The organism is Micromonospora eburnea (assembly GCF_900090225.1).
In the GTDB taxonomy this organism is placed as follows: domain Bacteria; phylum Actinomycetota; class Actinomycetes; order Mycobacteriales; family Micromonosporaceae; genus Micromonospora; species Micromonospora eburnea.
The window spans coordinates 6,704,837-6,725,574 of the sequence record NZ_FMHY01000002.1; the positions used below are offsets into that span (position 1 = coordinate 6,704,837).

At 72.4% G+C, this 20,738-nt stretch carries 22 protein-coding genes, 1 tRNA gene and 1 pseudogene; 9 read left to right on the forward strand and 15 right to left on the reverse strand.

Features of this window, described 5'->3' with window-relative positions; translation table 11 throughout:
- Window positions 1–3: 3 nt before the first annotated feature.
- A complete protein-coding gene (locus tag GA0070604_RS29320) occupies window positions 4–1,785 on the reverse strand; it encodes a potassium channel protein (RefSeq protein WP_091125866.1) in 1,782 nt (593 codons plus the stop codon).
- A gap of 325 nt (window positions 1,786–2,110) precedes the next feature.
- Here GA0070604_RS29320 and GA0070604_RS29325 point away from each other — a divergent pair, with 325 nt between their 5' ends.
- On the forward strand, window positions 2,111–2,554 hold the full coding sequence (locus GA0070604_RS29325; RefSeq protein ID WP_091125871.1) for an HNH endonuclease: 444 nt from the start codon (window positions 2,111–2,113) through the stop codon (window positions 2,552–2,554).
- Window positions 2,555–2,994: 440 nt separating this feature from the next.
- On the opposite strand, the gene GA0070604_RS29330 is transcribed toward GA0070604_RS29325, so the two are convergent.
- Complete coding sequence (locus GA0070604_RS29330) at window positions 2,995–3,762, reverse strand: enoyl-CoA hydratase/isomerase family protein (RefSeq protein WP_091125874.1); 768 nt, start codon at window positions 3,760–3,762, stop codon at window positions 2,995–2,997.
- Between the two features lie 98 nt (window positions 3,763–3,860).
- Window positions 3,861–6,257 (reverse strand): M4 family metallopeptidase, encoded by a 2,397-nt coding sequence (locus tag GA0070604_RS29335; protein ID WP_091125878.1) that lies wholly within the window; start codon window positions 6,255–6,257, stop codon window positions 3,861–3,863.
- A gap of 171 nt (window positions 6,258–6,428) precedes the next feature.
- Here GA0070604_RS29335 and GA0070604_RS29340 point away from each other — a divergent pair, with 171 nt between their 5' ends.
- A complete protein-coding gene (locus tag GA0070604_RS29340) occupies window positions 6,429–6,980 on the forward strand; it encodes a protealysin inhibitor emfourin (protein WP_091125881.1) in 552 nt (183 codons plus the stop codon).
- Window positions 6,981–7,055: 75 nt separating this feature from the next.
- Here GA0070604_RS29340 and GA0070604_RS29345 read toward each other — a convergent pair whose 3' ends face one another.
- The 4 genes from GA0070604_RS29345 to GA0070604_RS29360 all read right to left on the reverse strand — a co-directional run bounded on the left by GA0070604_RS29345 (window position 7,056) and on the right by GA0070604_RS29360 (window position 9,503).
- On the reverse strand, window positions 7,056–7,703 hold the full coding sequence (locus GA0070604_RS29345) for a DUF998 domain-containing protein (protein WP_091127498.1): 648 nt from the start codon (window positions 7,701–7,703) through the stop codon (window positions 7,056–7,058).
- A 22-nt stretch (window positions 7,704–7,725) separates the two neighbouring features.
- Complete coding sequence (locus GA0070604_RS29350) at window positions 7,726–8,145, reverse strand: VOC family protein (RefSeq protein WP_091125885.1); 420 nt, start codon at window positions 8,143–8,145, stop codon at window positions 7,726–7,728.
- Between the two features lie 63 nt (window positions 8,146–8,208).
- Window positions 8,209–8,625 (reverse strand): helix-turn-helix domain-containing protein, encoded by a 417-nt coding sequence (locus GA0070604_RS29355; protein WP_091125888.1) that lies wholly within the window; start codon window positions 8,623–8,625, stop codon window positions 8,209–8,211.
- Window positions 8,622–9,503, reverse strand: a complete 882-nt coding sequence (locus GA0070604_RS29360) for a sigma-70 family RNA polymerase sigma factor (protein WP_091127499.1) — start codon at window positions 9,501–9,503, stop codon at window positions 8,622–8,624. Before GA0070604_RS29360 ends, GA0070604_RS29355 begins: the two co-directional genes overlap by 4 nt.
- 127 nt (window positions 9,504–9,630) lie before the next feature.
- Between GA0070604_RS29360 and GA0070604_RS29365 the strand changes: the two genes are divergently transcribed.
- Window positions 9,631–10,095 carry a carboxymuconolactone decarboxylase family protein gene (locus GA0070604_RS29365; RefSeq protein ID WP_091125892.1) on the forward strand — a complete coding sequence of 155 codons (465 nt, stop codon included), beginning with the start codon at window positions 9,631–9,633 and terminating at the stop codon, window positions 10,093–10,095.
- Between the two features lie 179 nt (window positions 10,096–10,274).
- Here the strand turns inward: GA0070604_RS29365 and GA0070604_RS29370 are convergent, their stop codons facing one another.
- Complete coding sequence (locus GA0070604_RS29370; protein WP_244162117.1) at window positions 10,275–10,781, reverse strand: MarR family winged helix-turn-helix transcriptional regulator; 507 nt, start codon at window positions 10,779–10,781, stop codon at window positions 10,275–10,277.
- A 74-nt stretch (window positions 10,782–10,855) separates the two neighbouring features.
- Between GA0070604_RS29370 and GA0070604_RS29375 the strand changes: the two genes are divergently transcribed.
- Window positions 10,856–11,074: a hypothetical protein gene (locus tag GA0070604_RS29375; protein ID WP_091125896.1), complete on the forward strand. Its 219-nt coding sequence runs from the start codon at window positions 10,856–10,858 to the stop codon at window positions 11,072–11,074.
- Window positions 11,075–11,139: 65 nt separating this feature from the next.
- Here the strand turns inward: GA0070604_RS29375 and GA0070604_RS29380 are convergent.
- A tRNA-Thr gene (locus tag GA0070604_RS29380) sits at window positions 11,140–11,216 on the reverse strand.
- A gap of 364 nt (window positions 11,217–11,580) precedes the next feature.
- Between GA0070604_RS29380 and GA0070604_RS29385 the strand changes: the two genes are divergently transcribed.
- The gene (locus GA0070604_RS29385) at window positions 11,581–12,672 is read left to right on the forward strand and encodes an ABC transporter ATP-binding protein (RefSeq protein ID WP_091125898.1); all 1,092 of its coding nucleotides are present in this window, start codon (window positions 11,581–11,583) and stop codon (window positions 12,670–12,672) included.
- A 63-nt stretch (window positions 12,673–12,735) separates the two neighbouring features.
- Here GA0070604_RS29385 and rlmB read toward each other — a convergent pair whose 3' ends face one another.
- Together rlmB and cysS are read right to left on the reverse strand one after the other, a co-directional pair.
- Window positions 12,736–13,851 carry a 23S rRNA (guanosine(2251)-2'-O)-methyltransferase RlmB gene (rlmB, locus tag GA0070604_RS29390; RefSeq protein WP_091125903.1) on the reverse strand — a complete coding sequence of 372 codons (1,116 nt, stop codon included), beginning with the start codon at window positions 13,849–13,851 and terminating at the stop codon, window positions 12,736–12,738.
- Window positions 13,851–15,266, reverse strand: coding sequence for a cysteine--tRNA ligase (cysS, locus tag GA0070604_RS29395; protein ID WP_091125907.1), 1,416 nt, complete (start codon window positions 15,264–15,266; stop codon window positions 13,851–13,853). The genes rlmB and cysS overlap by 1 nt, the downstream gene beginning before the upstream one ends.
- 62 nt (window positions 15,267–15,328) lie before the next feature.
- Between cysS and GA0070604_RS29400 the strand changes: the two genes are divergently transcribed.
- Window positions 15,329–16,138 (forward strand): IclR family transcriptional regulator, encoded by an 810-nt coding sequence (locus GA0070604_RS29400; RefSeq protein ID WP_244162118.1) that lies wholly within the window; start codon window positions 15,329–15,331, stop codon window positions 16,136–16,138.
- Between the two features lie 68 nt (window positions 16,139–16,206).
- Window positions 16,207–16,371 (forward strand): annotated as a pseudogene (locus GA0070604_RS29405) (hypothetical protein); the annotation flags it as partial.
- Window positions 16,372–16,373: 2 nt separating this feature from the next.
- On the opposite strand, the gene GA0070604_RS33805 reads toward GA0070604_RS29405, so the two are convergent.
- Window positions 16,374–16,847, reverse strand: coding sequence for a hypothetical protein (locus tag GA0070604_RS33805; protein ID WP_244162119.1), 474 nt, complete (start codon window positions 16,845–16,847; stop codon window positions 16,374–16,376).
- Window positions 16,848–17,177: 330 nt separating this feature from the next.
- Between GA0070604_RS33805 and GA0070604_RS33810 the strand changes: the two genes are divergently transcribed.
- Window positions 17,178–17,654, forward strand: coding sequence for an endonuclease domain-containing protein (locus tag GA0070604_RS33810; protein ID WP_244162120.1), 477 nt, complete (start codon window positions 17,178–17,180; stop codon window positions 17,652–17,654).
- A 157-nt stretch (window positions 17,655–17,811) separates the two neighbouring features.
- Here GA0070604_RS33810 and GA0070604_RS29415 read toward each other — a convergent pair whose 3' ends face one another.
- On the reverse strand, window positions 17,812–18,774 hold the full coding sequence (locus GA0070604_RS29415; RefSeq protein ID WP_091127501.1) for an EamA family transporter: 963 nt from the start codon (window positions 18,772–18,774) through the stop codon (window positions 17,812–17,814).
- A gap of 98 nt (window positions 18,775–18,872) precedes the next feature.
- Between GA0070604_RS29415 and GA0070604_RS29420 the strand changes: the two genes are divergently transcribed.
- A complete protein-coding gene (locus tag GA0070604_RS29420; protein ID WP_091125921.1) occupies window positions 18,873–19,418 on the forward strand; it encodes a CGNR zinc finger domain-containing protein in 546 nt (181 codons plus the stop codon).
- A 143-nt stretch (window positions 19,419–19,561) separates the two neighbouring features.
- Here GA0070604_RS29420 and GA0070604_RS29425 read toward each other — a convergent pair whose 3' ends face one another.
- Window positions 19,562–19,744 carry a DUF397 domain-containing protein gene (locus GA0070604_RS29425; RefSeq protein ID WP_091125925.1) on the reverse strand — a complete coding sequence of 61 codons (183 nt, stop codon included), beginning with the start codon at window positions 19,742–19,744 and terminating at the stop codon, window positions 19,562–19,564.
- Entirely contained in the window at window positions 19,735–20,547 is an 813-nt protein-coding gene (locus GA0070604_RS29430; protein ID WP_091125929.1) for a helix-turn-helix domain-containing protein, read from the reverse strand. Before GA0070604_RS29430 ends, GA0070604_RS29425 begins: the two co-directional genes overlap by 10 nt.
- Window positions 20,548–20,738: the final 191 nt, after the last annotated feature.

Below are 20,738 nucleotides of genomic sequence, written 5' to 3' on the forward strand. Positions count from 1 at the left end.
GGGTCACTCCTCCGGTTGCCGCGGGGCCGGCGTCCCGGCCGGCTCCGGCGCGACGCGGGCGGTCTCCCGGAGCAGGGCGGTCAGCCCGGCCCGTCGAGCCACCACGGTCAACCGGTCCCCCGCCCGGATCACCATCCTCGGGTCGGCGGACCAGTCGGTCTTCTGCCCGGCCCGGCTGTGCGCGAGCAGGCGTACCTCCCCGGGGCGGGCGACCGCGGCGAGCGGGCGACCGTCCAGCGGGGAGCCGGCCACCACCGGCACCTCGGTGACCAGCAGCGCGTGCCGACCGACCGGGATGGTGGCGATCACGGCACGGTCCAGCAGCGCCGCCGCGAACGCGGGCGCGGCCAGGTACGACACGCTGCGCGAGTTGCCGATGCCGAACGCCTGCTGGATCCGCTCGGCGAAGTCGCCGTCGAACAGTCGCAGCACCACCCGCAGATCCGGGTCGAGGCTGCGGGCGTTCAGCGCGGCGCGCAGGTTGACCCCGTCGTCGGTGGAGACCACCACCAGCGCCTGGCAGGTCGCCACCGAGGCGGCCCGCAGCGTCTCCTCCTCGCCGGCGTCCCCGACGATCAGCGGTACGCCCAGCCGGTGCGCCAGCGGGGCCCCGCGCGCGTCGGGGTTCCGGTCGATGGCGACCACCTCGACCCCGAAGTCGTACAGCTGGGCCATCACCCGGGTGCCGATGTTGCCCAGCCCGACCACCACCACGTGGCCGGTGCGGTCGGGTTGGAACCGGCCGTTGTGCAGGGCGAGGCGGGCGTTGACGATGCCGTCGACCACGGCCGCCGTGATCAGCGGGATCAGCGCCAGCCCGGACAGGTTGAGCACCACCTGCATGACCTGTGCGGCGGTCGACTTGTCGACGTCCGGATCCTCGCCGCTGAGGGTGTCGACCAGGGTGAGATAGAGCGCGTCGGACCAGCTCACGTGCGCGGCGCGGGCATTGAGCCAGCCGAGGACGGCGATCACGCCGAGCAGCACCAGCACCGCGATGCCGATCTTGCGGGTGGCGAAGCTGCGGAGCGCGCGGAGCAGCACCGCCACGGGCCGCCGGCGTCGCCGGGCCCGGACCAACCGGCGGGCGGCCAGCTCGGTGCCGGCCGGCTGCCCGGTCGCCTCGGCCAGCACCACGTCGGCCGCCGCCTCGTCGGCGGGCAGCACCCGGACCAGCTCCGGGTCGGTGGTGACGGCCAGCCCGCAGACGACGTCCCGCGGGCGTACGTCGGCACGGCGAGCGGCGTAGAGGGTCCGGCCCGCGTGCCGGAAGTGGGTGGGGGCCAGCTCGCCGAGCGCGGCGGCGACGAACGCCGGTGCCGCCATCGCGGCGTCGGAGAGCACCGCCGAGTCGGGGAAGAGCTGCCGCAGGCCGTTGGCGAGGCTGGTGTTGAACATGCGTACCACCAGGCGCAGCCGGGGCTCGACCTCCTGGGCGCAGAACGCGGCGTGCATGTTGCCCACGTCGTCCTGGTGCAGCAGGGCCAGCCCATCGGCGCCGGCCAGCCCGGCCCGCCGGAAGGCGGCCTCGTCGAGCCGGTCGGCCAGGACCACCTGGACGCCCTCGATGTCCCGGCCGTCGGGCCCCTCGGTACGCCGGCGCTCGGGCACGACCAGGGTGACCCGGACCCGCCCGGTGGACGACTCGGTGGCGAGCAACGATCGGACCACCCAGTACGCCAGTGGGTCGGAGCCGCAGACCACGTAGTGCGGGTGGACGTCGCCGTTCGCTCGGAGCCGCCACCCGGCAGCGCGGCGCGCGCGGTCGCGCAGAGGCTCGGCCATGCCCGGATCGTAGTCAGCCGCTCGCGACGCCCGCAGCCCTTCGATCACGCACGCCGACGTCCTCACCAATCGAAATGCGTTGCCCGCCGCTCCCGTACGGCCCTACCGTGATCGCGCAAGGTCAACCACCGCTCCGGGAGCCGTCGATGTCGCTACGACACACCGCCACTGTGCCGTCGTGGCTGTTCAGCGACGGTTACCGAGCCGAAGGTCCGCACGCCAGGTGGCCCGACTGACGCGTCCACGCGTGTTCGTCACAGCCGCCCGTCCCGTGGACCAGGGCGGCTTTTTGCTGCCGTTCCACCGACCGTGAAGGGAGAGCCCGGTGGACGCCGTCCTCGTTGTCAACGCCGACCTCGGCCCGCTGCACCGGGTCACCGTCCAGCACGCGATCCGGATGCTCTGCCGGCGGGTCGCCGAGATCCACGAGGCCGAGCCGGACCGGCTGATCGGGGTCTTCCCGATGCCGCGTGTGGTCCGCCTCGTCCGCTACGTCGTCACCCGGTGGCGGTTCAGCTCCGGCCCGGCCTGGTCCCGGGGCGGGGTGCTGCACCGCGACGGCTGGCGGTGCGCCTACTGCGATGGCCCGGGCAGCACCATCGACCACGTCCTGCCCCGCTCGCGCGGCGGCCGGAACACCTGGAGGAACACCACCGCCGCCTGCTACGAGTGCAACCAGCGCAAGGGCGACCGGACGCCGGCCGAGGCGGGGATGCCGCTGCGGCGCGAACCGGTGACGCCGACCTGGGCGGCGCTCGCGGGGCGGTGACGGCCGGCCGGCGGGCACAGGGGGCCGCGTCGGGGGTACGCCTCCGGCGCGGCGCCCGCCGGCCCTCCCCCCACTCGGACGGCCTCCTCCCGCGGCCGGCCCGCTTCGGCCGGACAGCCCACGTCGCCGGGCAGCCCACGTCGGCCGGGGCGGCCCGCGTCGCCGGGCTGCCCACGTCGGCCGGGGCGGCCCGACTTGCGGCATGTTGTGGTCTCCGGCGCGGAGGAAACCACGATGTGCCGCAAGGCGAGTCGATCAAGCGACGACGCCGCGACCTGCCGCAAGGCGAGTCGATCAAGCGACGACATCGCGACCTGCCGCAAGGCGAGTCGATCAAGCGACGACGCCGCGACCTGCCGCATGCCGCGTCGATCAGACCGACGGCAGCCGCCCTGCCGCGCGGCGAGTCGATCGAAGGCGTACCCCAGGGTCGGGGGCGGTCAGCGACCGGCGGGTGGGGTCCAGCCGAAGCGTGGCGGCCGGCGCTCGTTGGCCGCCGCGACCCCCTCGCGGGCCTCGCCGCTGGCCCGGACCTGCCCGTGCCACCAGGCGATCCGCGCGTCGTCGGCCCGGTCGTCGATGATCTCCTTCGCCGCCATGACGGTGAGCCGGGAGCGCTCGGCGACGGCGGCGGTGACCGCCGCCACCCGGTCGGCCAGGGCGTCGGCCGGCAGCACCTCGTCGACCAGGCCGATCCGTAGCGCCCGCTCGGCGTCGACCAACTCGCTGGTGAACAGCAGGTGCTTGGCGGCGGACGGGCCGACCAGGCGGGCCAGCCGGCGGGTGGTCGGCGCGGGATAGACCAGCCCCAGCCGCGCCGGGGGTACGCCGAACCGGGCGTCCGCCGCGGCGAGCCGCAGGTCACAGGCGACGGCGAGCTGGCATCCGCCGCCGACGCAGGCACCCTCGATCGCGGCGATGGTGGGCTTGGCGAAGGCGGCCAGCCGCTCCTCGGCGACCACCGCGATGCTGCTGTCACCGGCCTCCAGCAGCTCGTCCAGGTCACCCAGGTCGGCGCCGGCGCAGAAGGTGCCGCCGGCGCCGGCGAGCACCAGCACCCGCACCGCCGGGTCCGCCTCCAGCCCGTCGAGCAGAACCGGGAGCTGCCGCCACATCGCCGGGGTCATCGCGTTGCGGCGGGCCGGGTTCCGGATCAGCACGGTGGCCATCGGACCGGTCACCGCGACGGTCAGCTCCGCGTCCGCCATGTCTCCTCCTCCGCCGCCGGTCCGGCCGACCATAACGGCGCGGGCCCGACGACCACCCGCGTGGGGTGGCCGCCGGGCCCGCCGACGGTACGGCCGGGTCAGGAGACGTCGACCGCGGTGTCGTCAACCACGAACGAGGTCTGCAGCAGGACGTCCTCGGTGGCGGTGAACTTCAGCGTGACGGTCTGCCCGGCGTACGCGGCCAGGGAGAAGGACTTCTGGCTGTACCCGGCGGCCTTGTTCAGGTTCGAGTACGTGGCCAGGGTCGCCAGCACCGTGCCGGAGGAGTTGAGCACCTGCACCGTGAGCTTGTCGTACGCGGTGGTGGTGGTCGACTCCGAGCTGTCGATGTGCAGCCAGAAGCTGAAGTTGTACGACGTGCAGCCCGCCGGCAGGCTCACCGACTGCGACAGCGTGTCGGTGTGGGTGCTGCCGTAGCCGTCCATCCAGGCGTTCCACGTCCCGCCGTGGGTCGGCTGGCCGCTGGAGCCGTACTGGCCGATCACCCCGGACGTGGTGCTCCACACGGTGTTACCCGACTCGAAGCCGGGGTTGCCCAGCTTCTGGCCGGCGCCGGTGCAGCCACCGATCGGGCCCACCGTCAGCGTGTACGTCGTCGTCTTCGTGCCCGACGTCGCGGTGCCGGTGACCGTCACCGGGTACGTCCCGGACGGGGTGCTCGACGAGGTGCTGATGGTCAGGGTCGACGAACCGCCCGAGGTCACCGACGACGGGCTGAACGACGCGCTCGCACCGGTCGGCAGGCCGGACGCGGAGAACGTCACGGTCTGCGCGGTGCCGCTGGTGGTCGTGGTCGCCACGGTGGTGGAGACCGCGTTACCCGCGACCACCGAGCCGGCGGTCGGCGAGAGCGAGACGGAGAAGTCGTTGCCGGTCGACCCGCAGGGCGCGTCGTTGCCGGCCACGTTCACCGCGGTCCACGCCGCCTGGACGGTCTTGTACTCGGTGGAGCAGTTGCCGTACAGGTCGGTGGCCGCCTTGAGGGTGTACGCCCGGGCGGTGTTGGCCGGGTTGCTGGTGTTGACGTACGCGGTGTTCGAGGTGAAGTACACGTCGAGCGCCCGGTACCAGATCTTCTCCGCCTTCTCGCGGCCGATGCCGGTCACCGCCGGGGCGGAGCCGCAGACCGGCGAGGTGCCGTACGCGGTGGCGCCGGTGCCCTCGGCCAGGTTGAAGAAGAAGTGGTTCGCCACGCCGGACGAGTAGTGCACGTCGACGTTCTTGGTCGAGGTGGACCAGCAGGAGTGCGACGAGCCGTCCAGCGACGGGTTGTACATGTAGCGCAGCGGGGTCCCGTTGCCGTTGATGTTGATCTTCTCGCCGACCTGGTAGTCGCCCGGGTCGCTCGGCGCGTCGGCGTAGAACTCCACCATGTTGCCGAAGATGTCGCTGGTGGCCTCGTTGAGACCACCCGACTCGCCGGAGTAGACCAGGCCGGAGAGCGCCTCGGTGACACCGTGGCTCATCTCGTGCCCGGCCACGTCGAGCGAGACCAGGGGGCGCGAGTTGCTGGAGCCGTCGCCGTAGGTCATCTGGGAGCCGTCCCAGAAGGCGTTGACGTAGTTGCTGCCGTAGTGCACCCGGCTCGGCACGCCGGTGCCGTTGCCGAAGATGCCGTTGCGGCCGTGCACGTTCTTGAAGTAGTCGAAGGTCTTCGCCGCGCCGAAGTGCGCGTCGACGGCCGCCGACTGCCGGTTGGAGTTGGTGCCGTTGCCCCAGGTGTTGGTCGAGTTGGTGAACGTCGTGCAGGTGCCGCTGGTGGTGTTGTTCATGTCACAGGTGCGGCCGTTGCCGTGCGACGGGTCCACCAGCTGGTAGGTGCTGCCGGAGAGCGTCGTGTCGATGCTGACCGTGCCGGTGTAGATGCCCTGGCCGCTGCCGACCACCGCCTCGATCTCGTCGTACGAGCCGATCACCTTGCCGCTGGTGGCGTCGGTGATGACGTGCAGCTTGGACGGGGTCTGCCCGTCGGCCTGCCAGCCGGAGGCGACGGTCTCCCAGGCCAGGCGCCCCTTGCCGGAGCTGGCGTCGACGAACAGTTCGGGCGTGCCCACGGCGGTGAGCTTGCCGGAGAACGCCTTACGCGCGCTGGCCTCGGCGGCGGTCGAGCTGACCTTGGCGGTGGTGCTCAGCGCGAGCGGCGCGGTCAGGCCGACCGAGGTGCCGTTCATGGCGCCGTTCGGGGCGGTGTGGACGACGAAGTCACCGCCGTAGACGCGCAGGCCGTGGTAGGTCCGGGTGTACCGGGTGTGGGCGGCGCCGGAGGCGTCCACCCGGGTACGGACAGCCTGGTACGCCTCACCGTCGGCGCCCTGTACGGCACCGGGGTTGGCGCGGAGCAGACTGTCCGCGCGAGCCGCCGCGGACTCCGCGGCCGGGGCGTTGGGGGTTGCCGCGTACGCCGTGGTGGTGACGCAGGTCAGCACGCCGCTTGTAAGCAGTGCCGCGCTGACTGCGGCAAGGGGTCTTTTCACGGGCCCTCCTGAGGGGGAAAGTTGTGACGGGGGTAGTCACGGATGTAGATATAGCGATACATCGAGGAAAGCGAAAGGGGGCAGGCGGATTCCTGCCGGGGACACTGGCCGTTCGGATGAGGCGGCGCAGGTGGGTGGAACCGGCTGGCACTGCCGTGCGTCCAATCCGGCATGAGATCGGTTCCCGTCACCACGGCCGTCCTCGCCGCGCTACTCAGCCCCCTCGCCGGGTGCGCCCAGGCCGGCGAGACCGGCACCACCCCGACCAGCACGCCGACCGGTGGCCCGGTCAGCACCTCGACCGGGGGCCCGGCCAGCACCCCGACCACCGCGCCGAGCACCGAGCCGACCATCGCCGCCGGCACCGGCCCGGCCGGCCGGGCGGGCGTGGACGTGGTGCTGACCAGATCCGGCGGCTTCGCCGGGCTGGACGACACCGTGACCGTGACGCCCGACGGCCACTGGACCAAGGTCGACCGGGCCGGCGCCACCCGTAGCGGTCAGCTCGACCCCGGGGACCTGGACCGACTCCGGCAGCTCACCGCCGACCGGCGCCTGCTCGCCGAGGCCACCGCCACCGACCCGGTCAGCACGTGCGCGGACGCCTTCACCTACCGGCTCACCGTGGGTGCGGTCACCACCAGCTACGTGGACTGCCCAACCGAGCACCCGCCCGCCACCACCACGGCCGTGGTCGAGCTGCTCACCCAGGTCACCGACTGAGGTCCCGGCCACCCGCCGCACAAATGCCGGGAGGCGCGGGCCTGGCCCGCGCCTCCCGACGACAACTACCCGCAGTCAGCGGACCACCCGCAGCAGGGTCACCGAGACCCAGGCCCAGCCGGCCGCCACGGCCACCGCGAACACCACCAGCGCCACCGCCTGACCACCACCGGCCATCAGCGCCAACCAGGCCGCCGCGAAGAAGACACCGGTGACCCCGCTGTACGCCGCCCAGCCACGCTCGCCGCGCCGGGCGAAGCGGCGGGCGGCGATCAGGCAGGCCGCGATGAGCGCCGAGAACGCGACCGCCCCGGCGCCGAAGTGCGCGACGCCGTGCCAGCTCACCGGGCCGGGACCACGTGGCGTGCCGGCGGGGAAACCGTCGAGCGGATCGGCCACGAAGACCCCCGCCAGGACCAGGCCGAGCCCGTACTGGCCGAGCAGCCAGGGGCCGCTGACCGGACCGAGGCCGGGATGCGGGGTCCGCCGCAGCGCCAGGGCCGCCCCGACGCAGAGCAGCCCGGCGAGGACGAAGTCGCCGATCTGCACCCAGCCCAGGTCCCCGTTGCTGAGCACGCTGACCGGGTGCCGGCGGAAGTCGAAGCCCTCGCGGGACAGCCCCTGGACCAACGCGACCGCCACCCAGAGCGGACCGGCCACGACGCCGCCGGCGAGCAGCACCCGGTCGACGGAATTCCGCACCGCCGGCCGCGTGCTGATCATTACGGAACCCGGGCCGCCCATCTCAGGCCCGCGGGAACATCTGGCCGATGCGGATCTTGTTGCCGAACGGGTCACGGATGCCGAAGTCGATGCCGTACGGCCGCTCGGTCGGCTCGTCGAGGATCTCCACGCCCTTCGCCACCAGATCCTCGTACGTCTTGTGGGCGTCGTCGGTGGTGATGGAGAGCCACCCGCTCAGCGCCCCCTTGGTGAGCAGCTCGCGGACCTGCTCGGCGGTGGCCGGGTCGAGGGCCGGCGGCCCCGGCTTCTCCAGCAGGATCTCGCGCTCCGGGTCACCCGGCAGGCTGACCGTGAGCCAGCGCATGAAGCCGAGGTCCACGTCCGCGGTGACCTCCATGCCGAGCTTGTTGACGTAGAAGTCGAGGGCCTCGTCCTGGTCGAGGACGTAGATCTGGGAGCGGGAAATCGCGTTCATCGTCATGCCGAAAACGGTAGGGCAACGCCCTGACCTGCTGCTTATCCAAAACTGACCGGTTCGGTGCGGTCACCGGTCACCGTTGCGCGCGGCGTCGCTCGGCCGCATCCACACCTTCACGAAGCAGCTCGGCACGGCCGCCGCGACCGCCTTCCGCCGCCGGTACTCCGACGGCGACTCGCCGACGATGTCGCGAAACGTGCGGCTGAACGTGCCCAGGCTGGCGAAGCCCACCGCGTAGCAGATCTCGGTGACCGGCTGGTCGGTCTGCACCAGCAGGTACATGGCCCGTTCGACCCGACGGCGTTGCAGGTAACGGTGCGGGGTCTCGCCGAAGGTGGCGCGGAAGGTACGGATGAAGTGCGCCTCGGAGACGTACGCGATCCGGGCCAGCGCCGGCACGTCCAGCGGCTGTGCGTACGCCCGGTCCATGGCGTCCCGGGCCCGCAGCATCGCCCGGTTGGACTCCTCGGCCGCCCGGCTCATCCAGCCGCCTCCCCGTCGACGACCAGGTCGAGTTCGCGCAGCTGGTCGGGGTCGGCCACCACCTCGATCCCGATGATCCGGTCGGTGACGGTGAAGCTGATCGCGAGGCTGGTCCGGCCGCCCACGACGACGACCGCGCCCGGCATGGCGTCGACGAACGCGGGCAGCGCGCCCTGGGCCCGCCCGTTGAAGAAGCCGGCCACCCCGGCCGCGCCGCGCACCTCGGCGCTGCCGCCCATCCGGGCGGCGGTGGCGTCGCCGCGCAGCACCACGTACGGGTCGAGCAGGCTGACCAGGTCGTCGAAGCGACCCTCCCGGGAGGCGGCGAGAAACGCCTCGACCACCCGACGCTGCCGGGCTGGATCGGTCTGCGGGTCGGCGGACCGGCTCTGCACCCGGCGCCGGGCGCGGCTGGCGATCTGTCGTACGGCGGCGGCGCTGCGGTCGACCACCGGCGCGATCTCATCGAAGGAGACGGCGAACATGTCGTGCAGCACGAAGATCAGCCGTTCGGTGGGTCCGAGGGTGGTGAGCACCACCTCAAGCGCCCGCCCGACCGACTCGGCGAGCAGCGCCTCCTGCTCCGGGTCACGCCCGCCGACCGCCTCGGCGGGCGGCTCGTCTCCGGCCACGCCCGCCGGTTCCTCGTGCCGGGCGCTGCCGGACCGCAGCCGGTCCAGGCAGACCCGCCCGACGGTGGTGGTCAGCCAGCCCGGCAGGTTGTCGATGGCGTCGGTGTCGGTGCGGGTGAGCCGCAACCAGGTGTCCTGCACGGCGTCGTCGGCCTCGGCGGATGAGCCGAGCATCCGCTGGGCCACCGCACGCAGCCGGGGGCGCTGTTCCTCGAAATGCCGGGCCAACAGGTCGGTGCCGCTCACGACCTCGCCATCCCACACCCCCAGTGACTGCCGTCACATCTGTCACGCCACTCGTCCGGGCCTCGACATCCAGGTGACGGACGGCGCGACGAACGCCGGCCAGCCTAACAGGACAGGATGGATCAAAATGGCTCTCGAAGCACGCATCCAGAACACGGCGGCCCTGTTCCCCGACGCGGTGAAGGGGATCAACCTGATCTACAAGGCCGCGCACTCGGCGGGCGTACCCGGCAACACGCTGGAGCTGGTCCACCTGCGGGCCAGCCAGATCAACGGGTGCAGCGCCTGCGTCGACTCCGGGGCGCGCAACGCCCGGAAGGCGGGCGAGACGGAGGAGCGGCTGTTCGCGGTGGCCGCCTGGCGGGAGACGCCGTACTTCACCGACGCGGAGCGGGCCGCGCTCGCGCTGGCCGAATCGGCGACCCGGCTCGCCGACCGGAGCGACCCGGTGCCGGACGAGGTGTGGGACGAGGCGGCTCGCCACTTCGGAGAGAAGGAACTGGCCGCGTTGGTGCTGTGGATCGCCACCACCAACTTCTTCAACCGGCTCAACGCGACCACCCGCCAGCCGGCCCCGCAGCACTGGGGCTGACCGCCGGCTGGCGGCCCTCGCGGTGTCGGTCGTGGTCGTTGCGGCGGCCACGACCGGCCCGCGGCCCCGTCGGGCGGCCGATCGCCCCTCACGCCCGGCCGATCGCCTTTCACGCCCGGGCGGTCGCCCGACGGCCCGCCCGCGGGTCGTCCGGCGTCACGGCCGCCGGTCGTCCGGCGTCACGGCCGGCTGCCGCCGGGCGGTGGGGCGGCCTTGGTCGCCTGCTGGGCGGCCTCGATGACCTCGGTCAGCGTGGCGTGCAGCTTCCGCAGGTCGGCGAGGGGCATACCGAGCCGCTCGACGATGGCCGGCGGAATGCGCTCGGCCTCGCCACGCAGGGCCCGCCCCCTGGCGGTCAGGGTCACCGCGAGGCTGCGCTCGTCGGCCGGGTTCCGCTCGCGCTGGAGATAGCCGATCGCCTCCAGGCGTTTGAGCAGCGGCGACAGGGTGCCCGGGTCGAGCTGCAACAGGCGGCTCAGTTCGCGTACGGACAGCGGCGCGTGCTGCCAGAGGGCGAGCATCACCAGGTACTGCGGGTGGGTCAGGCCCATCGGTTCGAGCAGCGGACGGTACACGGCCACGACGCCACGGGCCGCGACGGACAGTGCGAAGCAGACCTGCTGCTCCAGCGCCAGCGGGTTGTCGAGCTGGCCCGGGTCGCCCGTCCCTTCACCGATTTTCGCCACGGTGCTACCGTACCAATAATTTGTGCACAAACTATTTGACCACCAACCGACGGTCGCGGTACGGAGGCTGGACGATGGCTGACGAGGAGAAGAAGGCGCCTGGCGAGGGTGGACGCCTCCTGGGATGGGTGTTCCGCAACCTGGCCGGCCCGCCGACCGTGGAGGGTGCCGTCCAGGGCGGCTCCCGGCAGGCGCGCGACCTGTGGAAGGAGGACCTCGAACGGCGTAAGCAGTGGAGCCGCGAACAACGCGAGCGCAAGCGCGCCGAACGCGAGGCCCGACGCGGACAGTGAGCCACGGTGGTCGTGGCCGACCGACGAAAGAGTGGCACCCCCGGAACGGGAGTGCCCGACAACGTTGGAGCCCCCGGCCGGGATCGAACCGGCGACATCTCGCTTACAAGGCGAGTGCTCTGGCCAGCTGAGCTACAGGGGCGTGTGGTGCCGTGGTCAGCATAGCGACTGACGTCGGGAAATCCCGCTCGGCAGGGGCCCCCGAGCATGGAAAACGTCAATTTCCCGACCTCGACACCGACGGATCCTCGCCACACCCGCTGCGGGTCGGGAGGATTGCTGCCTCACCGTGCCCGTGTGACCGTTATGCGGTATGCGATCCGTCCCACCGGTTGTTCACCGTCTTGGCACCGTCGCAAAACCCGTTTACCGTGCAGTGACACGGACGACATCCCGGTCGGCCTCGGCTGCCCGGGCGACGTCCGTTGGCCGGCACCGTGGGTGCCGGTCGCTCCTTCACTCGGATCGTCCGGCACGTTCCTGCCGGTGAAAGGAATCGCTCCACCATGGCTACGGTCACCTACGCGAAGGCGTCCCGGATCTACCCGGGCACCGAGCGCCCCGCGGTCAACCAGCTCGACCTCGAGATCGGCGACGGCGAGTTCCTCGTCCTGGTCGGCCCGTCGGGTTGCGGCAAGTCCACCAGCCTCCGGATGCTCGCCGGCCTGGAGGACGTCGACGACGGCGCCATCTACATCGACGACCGGGACGTCACCCACCTGCCGCCGAAGGCCCGCGACATCGCGATGGTCTTCCAGAACTACGCCCTCTACCCGCACATGACGGTCTACGAGAACATGGCCTTCGCGCTGAAGCTGCGCAAGACCTCGAAGTCGGAGATCGACCGGCGGGTCAAGGAGGCGGCCGGGCTGCTCCAGCTTGAGGAGTTCCTCAGCCGCAAGCCGAAGGCGCTCTCCGGCGGCCAGCGCCAGCGGGTCGCCATGGGTCGCGCGATCGTCCGCGAGCCGCAGGTCTTCCTGATGGACGAGCCGCTGTCGAACCTCGACGCCAAGCTCCGGGTGCAGACCCGTACGCAGATCGCGTCGCTGCAGGCCAAGCTCGGCGTCACCACGGTCTACGTCACCCACGACCAGGTCGAGGCCATGACCATGGGCCACCGGGTCGCGGTCATGCTCGACGGCGTCCTCCAGCAGGTGGACACCCCCCGGGCGCTCTACGACACCCCGGCCAACGTCTTCGTCGCCGGCTTCATGGGCTCCCCCGCGATGAACATCAAGACCGTTCCGCTGACCCAGCAGGGTGCCGCGTTCGCCGAGATGAGCATCCCGCTGACCCGCGAGCAGGTCGAGGCGGCCAAGGCCGAGGGCGGCGACGGCAAGGTCACCGTGGGCTTCCGCCCGGAGGACTGCGACCTGGTCAGCCCGACCGAGGGCGGCATGCCGGTCGTGGTCGAGCTGGTCGAGGACCTGGGCTCCGACGCCAACATCTACGGCCACGCCGCGCTCGAGGGTCACAACGAGCGCTTCGTCGTCCGGACCGACCGGCGCTCCATGCCGAACATGGGCGACACCGTGTTCGTGAAGCCGCGCCCGGGCCGCAGCCACGTCTTCCACGCCACCACCGGCAAGCGCATCTGACGTACGCGAAATGGGGCGGTCCGCCACGGCGGACCGCCCCATTTTCGTCTCTGCGGATGCGGGTTACGCCTCGACGGCGCGTCGACGGGCGACCTCGGCCAGGGTGACCGCGGCGGCGACGCTGGCGTTGAGCGACTCGACGTCGGAGACCATCGGGATGCTCACGGTCAGGTCGCAGGTCTCGCCGACCAGGCGGGACAGCCCCCGCCCCTCCGAGCCGACCACCACGACCAGCGGGCCGACCGCGGCCTCCAGGTCGTACAGGTCGGTCTCGCCGTCAGCATCCAGGCCGACCACGACGAAGCCGGCGTCCTTGCACGCCTTCAGCGACCGGGTCAGGTTGGTGACCTGGGCGACCGGCACGCGCGCGGCCGCGCCGGCGCTGGTCCGCCAGGCGGTCGCGGTGATCCCGGCGGCCCGTCGCTCCGGTACGAAGACACCCTGCGCGCCGAACGCGGCCGCGGACCGGATCACCGCACCGAGGTTGCGCGGGTCGGTGACCCCGTCCAGCGCGACCAGCAGCGGGGCGGCCTGCTCCAGCGAGGCCGCCATCAGGTCCTCGAACGGCTCGTAGGCGAACGGCGGCACCTGGAGGCCGACGCCCTGGTGCAGCACGCCCCCGGTCAGCCGGTCCAGCTCGGCCCGGCTGACCTCCAGGATCGCGATGCCCCGGTCGGCGGCGGTCCGGACGATCTCGTTGACCCGGTCGTCGATCTCGATGCCCTGGGCGGTGTAGAGGGCGGTCGCCGGCACCTGGGCGCGCAGCGACTCCAGCACCGGGTTCCGCCCGACCAGCAGCTCCGGGCCGTCCTTGGCCGGGTTGGACCTGCGGCCCGGGGCGACCCGGGGACCGCTCCGGCCGGTGGCCTTGCCCTTGCCGCCCTTTAACGGGGTGCCGGGCCGGCTGCCCTTGCCCCAGGTGGTGTCCTTGGTGCCCGGCTGGCCGATCTTGGGGGCACGCCCCTCCTCGGCCGCCGAGCGGCGTTCCTTCTCCTGCTTCCAGGCGGTGCGCTGCGGAAGCTTCTCGGTGCCCGAGTACGCCTTGTGCCAGGGCCGCTCGTCGGCGGGCAGGGTCCGGCCCCGGCCCGCGAGGGCCTCCCGGTTCTTGCCGCCGGAGCCCTTCGGGGCACCCGCCTTCGGCGTCAGTCGCCGGCCACGGCGCTGCGAATTGCCGGCCATCAGTCCTGCTCTCCAATAGTCCAACGGGGGCCCTGGGGGGTGTCCTCGACCACCACGCCAGCCTGCTTGAGCTGGTCGCGTACGGCGTCGGCGGCGGCCCAGTCCTTGCGGCTGCGGGCCTGAGCACGCTGCTCCAGAGCGAGCGCGATCAGGGAGTCGACCACGTCGCGCAGATCGCTCGCGCGGCCGCCACCCGTCCAGGCCGGGTCCAGGGGATCGACGCCGAGGATATCCAGCATCGCCCGCGCGGCGGCCAACGTCGTGCGCACGGTCACATCGTCGCCGGCGGTCAGCGCGGTGTTGCCGTCGCGCAGGAGGTCGTGCAGCACGGCGAGGGCGGCCGAGGTGTTGAGATCGTCGTCCATCGCCGCGGCGAAGCCGGCCGGCAGCTCGCCGAGCTGCCCGGCGCCGACCCGCTCGGCGGCCCGCTGCACGAAGCCCTCGATCCGCCGGTACGCGACCGCGGCCTCGCGCAGCGCGTCCTCCGAGTAGTCGATGCGGGACCGGTAGTGCGCGGCCGCGTAGTAGTAACGCAGCTCCACCGGGCGCACCCCGAGGGACGCCACGTAGTCCAGGTCGAGGGCGTTGCCCAGCGACTTGCCCATCTTCGCGCCACCGATGCTGAGCAGGCCGTGGTGCACCCAGTAGCGGGCGAAGGGCAGGTCGGCCGCCTGGGACTGGGCGATCTCGTTCTCGTGGTGCGGGAAGGTCAGGTCGAGCCCGCCGCCGTGGATGTCGAACTCGGGGCCGAGATAGCGCCAGCACATCGCGGAGCACTCGATGTGCCAGCCGGGCCGGCCCCGGCCCCACGGCGACGGCCAGTACGCGTCCGCCGGCTCGTCCGGCTTGGCCCCCTTCCAGAGGGCGAAGTCCCGCGGGTCGCGCTTGCCCCGTTCGGGGGCGTCCTCGGCGGACTGCATGTCCTCCGGCGACTGGCCGGAGAGCGACCCGTACGCGGGCCAGGAGGCCACGTCGAAGTAGACGTCGCCGGAGCCGTCGGTGGCCGGGTAGGCGTGCCCGGTCTCGATCAGCCGGGCGATCAGCTCGTGCATCTCCGGGATGTGCCCGGTGGCCCGCGGCTCGTAGGTGGGCGGCAGCACGTTCAACGCCCGGTACGACTCGGCCAGGATCTGCTCGTTGGCGTACGCGATCGACCAGAACGGGCGGCCCTGCTCCATCGCCTTGACCAGGATCTTGTCGTCGATGTCGGTCACGTTGCGGATGAAGGTGACCTCGAAACCGGACGCGATCAGCCAGCGGCGCAGCACGTCGTAGTTGACGCCGGAGCGAAGGTGGCCGATGTGCGGCGGGGCCTGGAGGGTGAGACCACACAGGTAGACGCCCACCTTGCCGACTTCCCGGGGGACGAAGTCCCGGACCGTTCGGGTGGCGGTGTCATACAGGCGTAGCGTCACCGTACAAGGGTAGCCGTCCGCGCATTTCGGGGTCGCCGGGAGCCGGTCGTACGCTGCGTGCTGTGGATATGTCGGCACGCGCGGGTGAGCCGCGGTCCCGAGCCGGGGCGCCGCCGGGCGAGCCGCCGGCCCGTGGCCCGGAGCCGGCCCGTGGCCCCGAATCGGCCCGTGGCCCCGAATCGGCCCGTGGCGTGGAATCGGCCCGTGGCGCGGAGGCGGCGGGGGTGGCCGGGCGCGGCGGGGAGACGGCGCAGACCCTGGACCGGGGGCTGCGGCTGCTGCACCTGGTCGCGGACGCGCCCGGTGGGCTGACCGTCACCGAGGCGGCGAACCGGCTGGGCGTCGGCCGCGCCGTGGTCTACCGGCTCGTCGGCGCGCTGACCGGACACGGCATGCTACGCCGCGACGGCGAGGGCCGGCTGCGCCTCGGCGCCGGCGTGCTGCACCTGGCCCGGCGCGCCCAGCCACTACTCGCCGAGGGGGCGCTGCCCGCGCTGCGCCGGCTCGCCGAGCAGGCCGGCGCGACGGCACACCTGACCGTGGTCGAGGGCGGCGAGGGGGTCGCCCTCGCGGTGGTGGAGCCGAGCTGGACGTCGTTCCACGTGGCGTACCGGACCGGGTCCCGCCACCCGCTGGAGCGGGGCGCGGCGGGGCGGGCCATCCTCGCCGGCCGGGCGGGGGCCGCCGGCCCGGTCAGCACCAGCGGGGAGCTCCAGTCCGGGGCGTACGGGGTGGCCGCGCCGGTGCTCGGGGTGCCCGGGCTGGAGGCGAGCGTCGGGGTGGTGTCGCTGGCCGCGCTCGACGTGGACGTGGTGGGCCCCGAGGTCACCGCCGCCGCGGCCGCGGTAGCCACGGCCCTGGCCGGGGCTTGATCGACTCCGCGCCCTGACCCGGGTGTGATCGACTCCGCGCTGGCCCGGGGCGTGATCGACTCCGCGCTGGCCCGGGGCGTGATCGACTCCGCGCTGGCCGGGGGCGTGATCGACTCCGCGCTGGCCCGGGGCGTGATCGACTCCGCGCTGGCCCGGGACGTGATCGACTCCGTGTGCGGCAACATGTGGTCTCGTCATCGAGTTTGACCGCAACATGCCGCACGCTGAGTTGATCTCACGCCGTGCAGCTGAGCTGATCTCGCATAGCACAGCTGACGGCCGTGGTGCCGGTTGTCCACAGGCCGACGGTAGCGACCCGGCGGCGGTTGTCCACAGGGGTGTCTGCGGAGGGCATCGGGCCGGCAGGCTGGTCAGCATGCCTCCTCAACCACACCGGCCAGACCTCCTGGCGTGGCGAGTGTTCCGTGGCTCCGACGTGGTCCGGAGCGGCCTGCTCACCCGGCATCAGCTCCGCAGCTCGGCCTGGATTCGGGTCCGCCACGACGTCTACGCCGACGCCCGCCTCGATCGAGACCACGCGCTGGCCTGCCGGGCGGCAGCGCTCCAACTGCCGTCGGACGCGCTGATCGCCGGGCCGTCGTCCGCGTACCTGCACGGCATCGAGCACGCCGCCGATTTCACCGACGACGTCCATGTTCTCGCGCGCCGCCCGGCCGGGCTGCGAAGTCAGCACCGGCTCCGGGTTCATTCGACCCTGAGCACAGTGCCGGCGCCCGGGCCTGACCAACCCGGCCAGCTACACACAGTGCCGGCGCTCGGGCCGCGCCAACCCGGCCAGTTGCACACAGCGCCAGCGCTCGGGCCACGCCAACCCGGTCAGCTACGCACAGTGCCGGCGGCCGGGCCACACCAACCCGGTCAAGGGCCACGCCAACCCGGTCAAGGGCCGCTTGAGCCCTCGCGGCCGCTTCGGGGGGCCGACGCGCCCCTGATTACGGCCGACGCGCCCCTGACGTTCGCGACCGACGCACCGCTGCGGACCGGCCCGACGGACGCCGCCTGGGAGACCGCCGTCTGGTTGGATCCGATCCGCGCGGTCGGGATCGTCGACGCGTTGCTCGGCCGGGGCCTCACCACTCCGGCAGCTCTCGCCGAGATCGGCGACCGCAATGCCGAGCGTCCGGGCGGGCGGCGGGCACGCTGGGTGTTCGGCCTGGCTGACCCGAGGGCGGGATCTCCGGCCGAGTCGGCCCTACGGGTTCGCCTGGTGCTCGCTGGGCTACCGAGGCCGCTGGCGCAGCACCCGGTTCGGTTGCTGTCCGGCCTGGTGCTGCATCCGGACCTGTCCTGGCCCGAGTTCCGGGTCGCCGTCGAGTATGACGGCCAGTGGCACGCCGACCCGGATCAGCTCCACCGGGACCGGCGGCGGCTGAACCAACTGGTCACGGCCGGCTGGCTGGTGCTGCACGTGACGAGCCGCCGCCTCCACCACGAGTTTTCCGCGGTCATCCGGGAAGTCCACGCCGCCCTGGCCTCCCGGGGCTGGCGCCGTTGAGGGCCGCGCTGCCCTGCTTGGTCAACTCCATGTGCGGCAGGTCGCGGTCAAAGTCGGTGACGAGACCACCTGTTGCCGCACATCGAGTCGATCAACAGCCTGCCGGAGTGTGGGTGGCACCGCGGCCCGCTCCGCCAGAAGGCCGGGCCGCCGCGTGTCACCGCTCGGCGGTCAGCGCCGGCTCGGCCGGGGCGGGCGGGACCGCCTCCGGTGTGCCGCGCAGTTCGTCGAGCCGGACCAGGGCCACTCCGACCACGATCAGCACCCCGCCGAGCAGTTGGACGGAGCTCGGCAGCTCGCCCAGCACCAGCCAGGCGATCAGCACCGCGAACATCACCTCGGTCAGCCCGACGAACGAGGAGAGCCGTGCGCCGAGCAGCCGGGCCCCGGCGACGCCGGTCAGGTACGCGACCACGGCCGCGATCAGCGACAGGCCGGCGATCGGCACCAGCCAGCTCATCTGGTGCCCGGCGAAGGTCACGTCGCTGGCGCTCGCCCGTAGCGGCAGCACCCCGATCACGCCGAGCAGGCCCAGCGCCAGCGCGCCGCCGGCCATGCCCCCACTGGCCATCACCACGGACGGCAACGCGGCGTCGACCCGCCCGGCGATGACGTAGTAACCGGCCAGCCCGACACCTGCACCAAGCCCCCAGAGCACCCCGACCGGGTCGAGCCGGCTGGCACCGGCCAGGTCCAACACGAACACCAGCCCGCCCAGCGCGGTCAGCGAGCCGGCCACGGTGAGCAGTCGGGGGCGCTGGCCGTGGACCAGCCACATCCAACCGACCACCAGCACGATGCCGAGGTACTCCAGCAGGAGCGCGACGCCCACCGGCAGGTAGCGGACCGCGTTGAAGAAGCACGCCTGGGCGACCGCCACGCCGAGCACTCCGAACACGACGATCGTGCCGGCGTTACGGCGCAGGACCGGCCAGCGGCCGCGCAGCGCCAGCACGGCCGGCACGGCCAGGACCAGCGCCGCGATGCCGACCCGGGCCAGCACGACCGCCTCGGCGGACCAGCCGCCGGTGATCAGCGAACGGGCAAAGGTGCCCGAGGTGGCGAAGGTGACCGCGGAGATCAGGGCCAGGCCGAGGCCGACGCCGGACCGTTCACGCATCGACAGCTCCTTGATCCGCGAGTTCATCCGCACGTTCGGTCACAAGTGAAACAGGGTTATGCTGATGACGCTAGGCCGGCATCCTGACAGGAGTCAAGTTGCTCTTCGCTCATGACACCGTGTGTGGTCTGGTCGCCGCCGCCGCTCTGGTCAACACCGCCGGCCCAGACCGGGAGGGCCTGCCCGACGTGGCCGCCCTCGACGGGTTCGTCGCCGCGCACGGCTGGACCGGCCGGCACGAGCACACCGACGGGGAGCTGCGTCAGGTCCACGCCCTCCGCCCCCGGCTCCGCCGGATCTGGTACGCCGACACCGACGAGGTGGTGGCGATCGTCAACGGGCTGCTGCGCGAGTCTCGTGCGCTGCCCCAACTCATCCGGCACGACGACGAGCCGTACCACGTACACGCCGTGCCCCGCGACGCGCCGCTGGCGACCCGGATGGCGGTCGAGGCGGCCATGGCGCTGGCCGACCTGGTCCGGATGGACGAGCTGGCCCGGCTGCGCATCTGCGACCACCCGGCCTGCGACAACGTCCTGGTAGACCTGTCGAGGAACCGATCCCGCCGGTTCTGCGACGCCGGCTGCGGCAACCGCGCCGCGGTGAGCGCCTACCGGGCCCGCAAGGCGGCGTCCCGCTCCTGACGCACCCGGGCGGGTCCTCCCGGTCGTGTCCGGTCCCGGGCATCGGGTCGTCGAAGAGCAGGTGGCAGGCGTGGACGCCATCGCTTCGGCCCAGACCCGAACGGACGGGCCAACGGGTTCGCGGCCAGGCGCGCTTGGTCGCGTCAGCGCGGCGGCGCGGCGACGAAGGCCCGCCAGGCGTACGGGTCAAAGGTGAGCACCGGCCCGGTCGGGTCCTTACTGTCCCGCACCCCAACCACCCCGGGGAGGTTCGTCGCCACCTCGACGCAGTCGTTGGTCTGGGCGCTACGGCTGCTCTTCCGCCATGTGGCGCCCGTCAAACCCATGACTCCGCCACTTCCCTCACCAGTTCGATGGACTCCTGCGGGGGCAATGCCTCGCCAAGGGTAGCCTCCCAGACCCGTTGCAGCCGACCGAGATCCGCCGGTTGATCAAGCTCCTGCCCACCCACCTGCGTGCCGAGGAACGCCAAGTCAATTCCCTCGCGGAGAGTCGCGAGGATGAACGGGCCGCCGAGGCCCGGATATTCCTGCGCGGACCGCGGCACGACGTGCAGCCGGACTCGGGGATGCTCAGTCGCGATCCGCGCCAGGTGCGTCGTCTGGTCGCACATGACCTTGCGGGTGCCGACCTGACGGCGAAGAGCGGCCTCGTCGACCACCGCCACCAACCGTGGCGGCTGCTCGTCGTAAAGAATGCGCTGGCTCTCCATCCGCTCGTTCAGCCGCCGATCGACATCCTCCGGTTCGAGCAGGCCACCGGCCTCGAAGACGGCGCGGGCATATGCCTCGGTCTGCAGCAGGCCGGGCACGTACAGCGGCTCGAACCAGCGCAGCATCTTCGCCAGCGCAACAATTTCGCCTCTGCCGCGTAGCCAGGGTTGGGCTCGGTCGAGGCTGACCAGGTCGGCGAGCATGCGGCCGAAGAGGCCGCCGGTGTCGAGCGCCTTGTCGAACTGTTCCAGGTACTTCGGATTGGGTGGCTGTTGGCCGAGCTCAACGGCGCTGACCATCGACGGTGAGTAGTTGAGGGCCTTGGCCAGTTCGTCCTGGCTCCAGCCGCGGCGTACCCGCGCCCGGCGCAGCTCTGCCACCAGGAACGCCGCCGCCGTCATCCGCCCGTTCGCCATCTCCAGCCGCCCTCCAGGACCGGGTTGATCGACTCCAGCGCCGCGCCACCGGCCACCCGGCCCACCCCCACAGCGCCTCGGACAACGCGGCCAAACGCTTCCGACCGTAGTGCTGTCCTCAGCAGACTGTGAAGCGCGACGCTCGCCGCTCTTCCCCCGGGCGCGACGTCGCGGTGGGACCGCCCGCACCC

Bases quoted from the DNA above. Each gene is read 5' to 3' on its own strand.
- GA0070604_RS29430 (WP_091125929.1), bottom strand. From the start codon at position 20,547: ATGGCGAACGGGCGGATGACGGCGGCGGCGTTCCTGGTGGCAGAGCTG.
- GA0070604_RS29415 (WP_091127501.1), bottom strand. From the start codon at position 18,774: ATGCGTGAACGGTCCGGCGTCGGCCTCGGCCTGGCCCTGATCTCCGCG.
- GA0070604_RS33805 (WP_244162119.1), bottom strand. From the start codon at position 16,847: ATGAACCCGGAGCCGGTGCTGACTTCGCAGCCCGGCCGGGCGGCGCGC.
- rlmB (WP_091125903.1), bottom strand. From the start codon at position 13,851: ATGGCCGGCAATTCGCAGCGCCGTGGCCGGCGACTGACGCCGAAGGCG.
- GA0070604_RS29320 (WP_091125866.1), bottom strand. From the start codon at position 1,785: ATGGCCGAGCCTCTGCGCGACCGCGCGCGCCGCGCTGCCGGGTGGCGG.
- GA0070604_RS29350 (WP_091125885.1), bottom strand. From the start codon at position 8,145: ATGACGATGAACGCGATTTCCCGCTCCCAGATCTACGTCCTCGACCAG.
- GA0070604_RS29330 (WP_091125874.1), bottom strand. From the start codon at position 3,762: ATGGCGGACGCGGAGCTGACCGTCGCGGTGACCGGTCCGATGGCCACC.
- GA0070604_RS29385 (WP_091125898.1), top strand. From the start codon at position 11,581: ATGGCTACGGTCACCTACGCGAAGGCGTCCCGGATCTACCCGGGCACC.
- GA0070604_RS29355 (WP_091125888.1), bottom strand. From the start codon at position 8,625: ATGAGCCGGGCGGCCGAGGAGTCCAACCGGGCGATGCTGCGGGCCCGG.
- GA0070604_RS29340 (WP_091125881.1), top strand. From the start codon at position 6,429: ATGAGATCGGTTCCCGTCACCACGGCCGTCCTCGCCGCGCTACTCAGC.
- GA0070604_RS29365 (WP_091125892.1), top strand. From the start codon at position 9,631: ATGGCTCTCGAAGCACGCATCCAGAACACGGCGGCCCTGTTCCCCGAC.
- GA0070604_RS29375 (WP_091125896.1), top strand. From the start codon at position 10,856: ATGGCTGACGAGGAGAAGAAGGCGCCTGGCGAGGGTGGACGCCTCCTG.
- GA0070604_RS29345 (WP_091127498.1), bottom strand. From the start codon at position 7,703: ATGATCAGCACGCGGCCGGCGGTGCGGAATTCCGTCGACCGGGTGCTG.
- GA0070604_RS29425 (WP_091125925.1), bottom strand. From the start codon at position 19,744: ATGGGTTTGACGGGCGCCACATGGCGGAAGAGCAGCCGTAGCGCCCAG.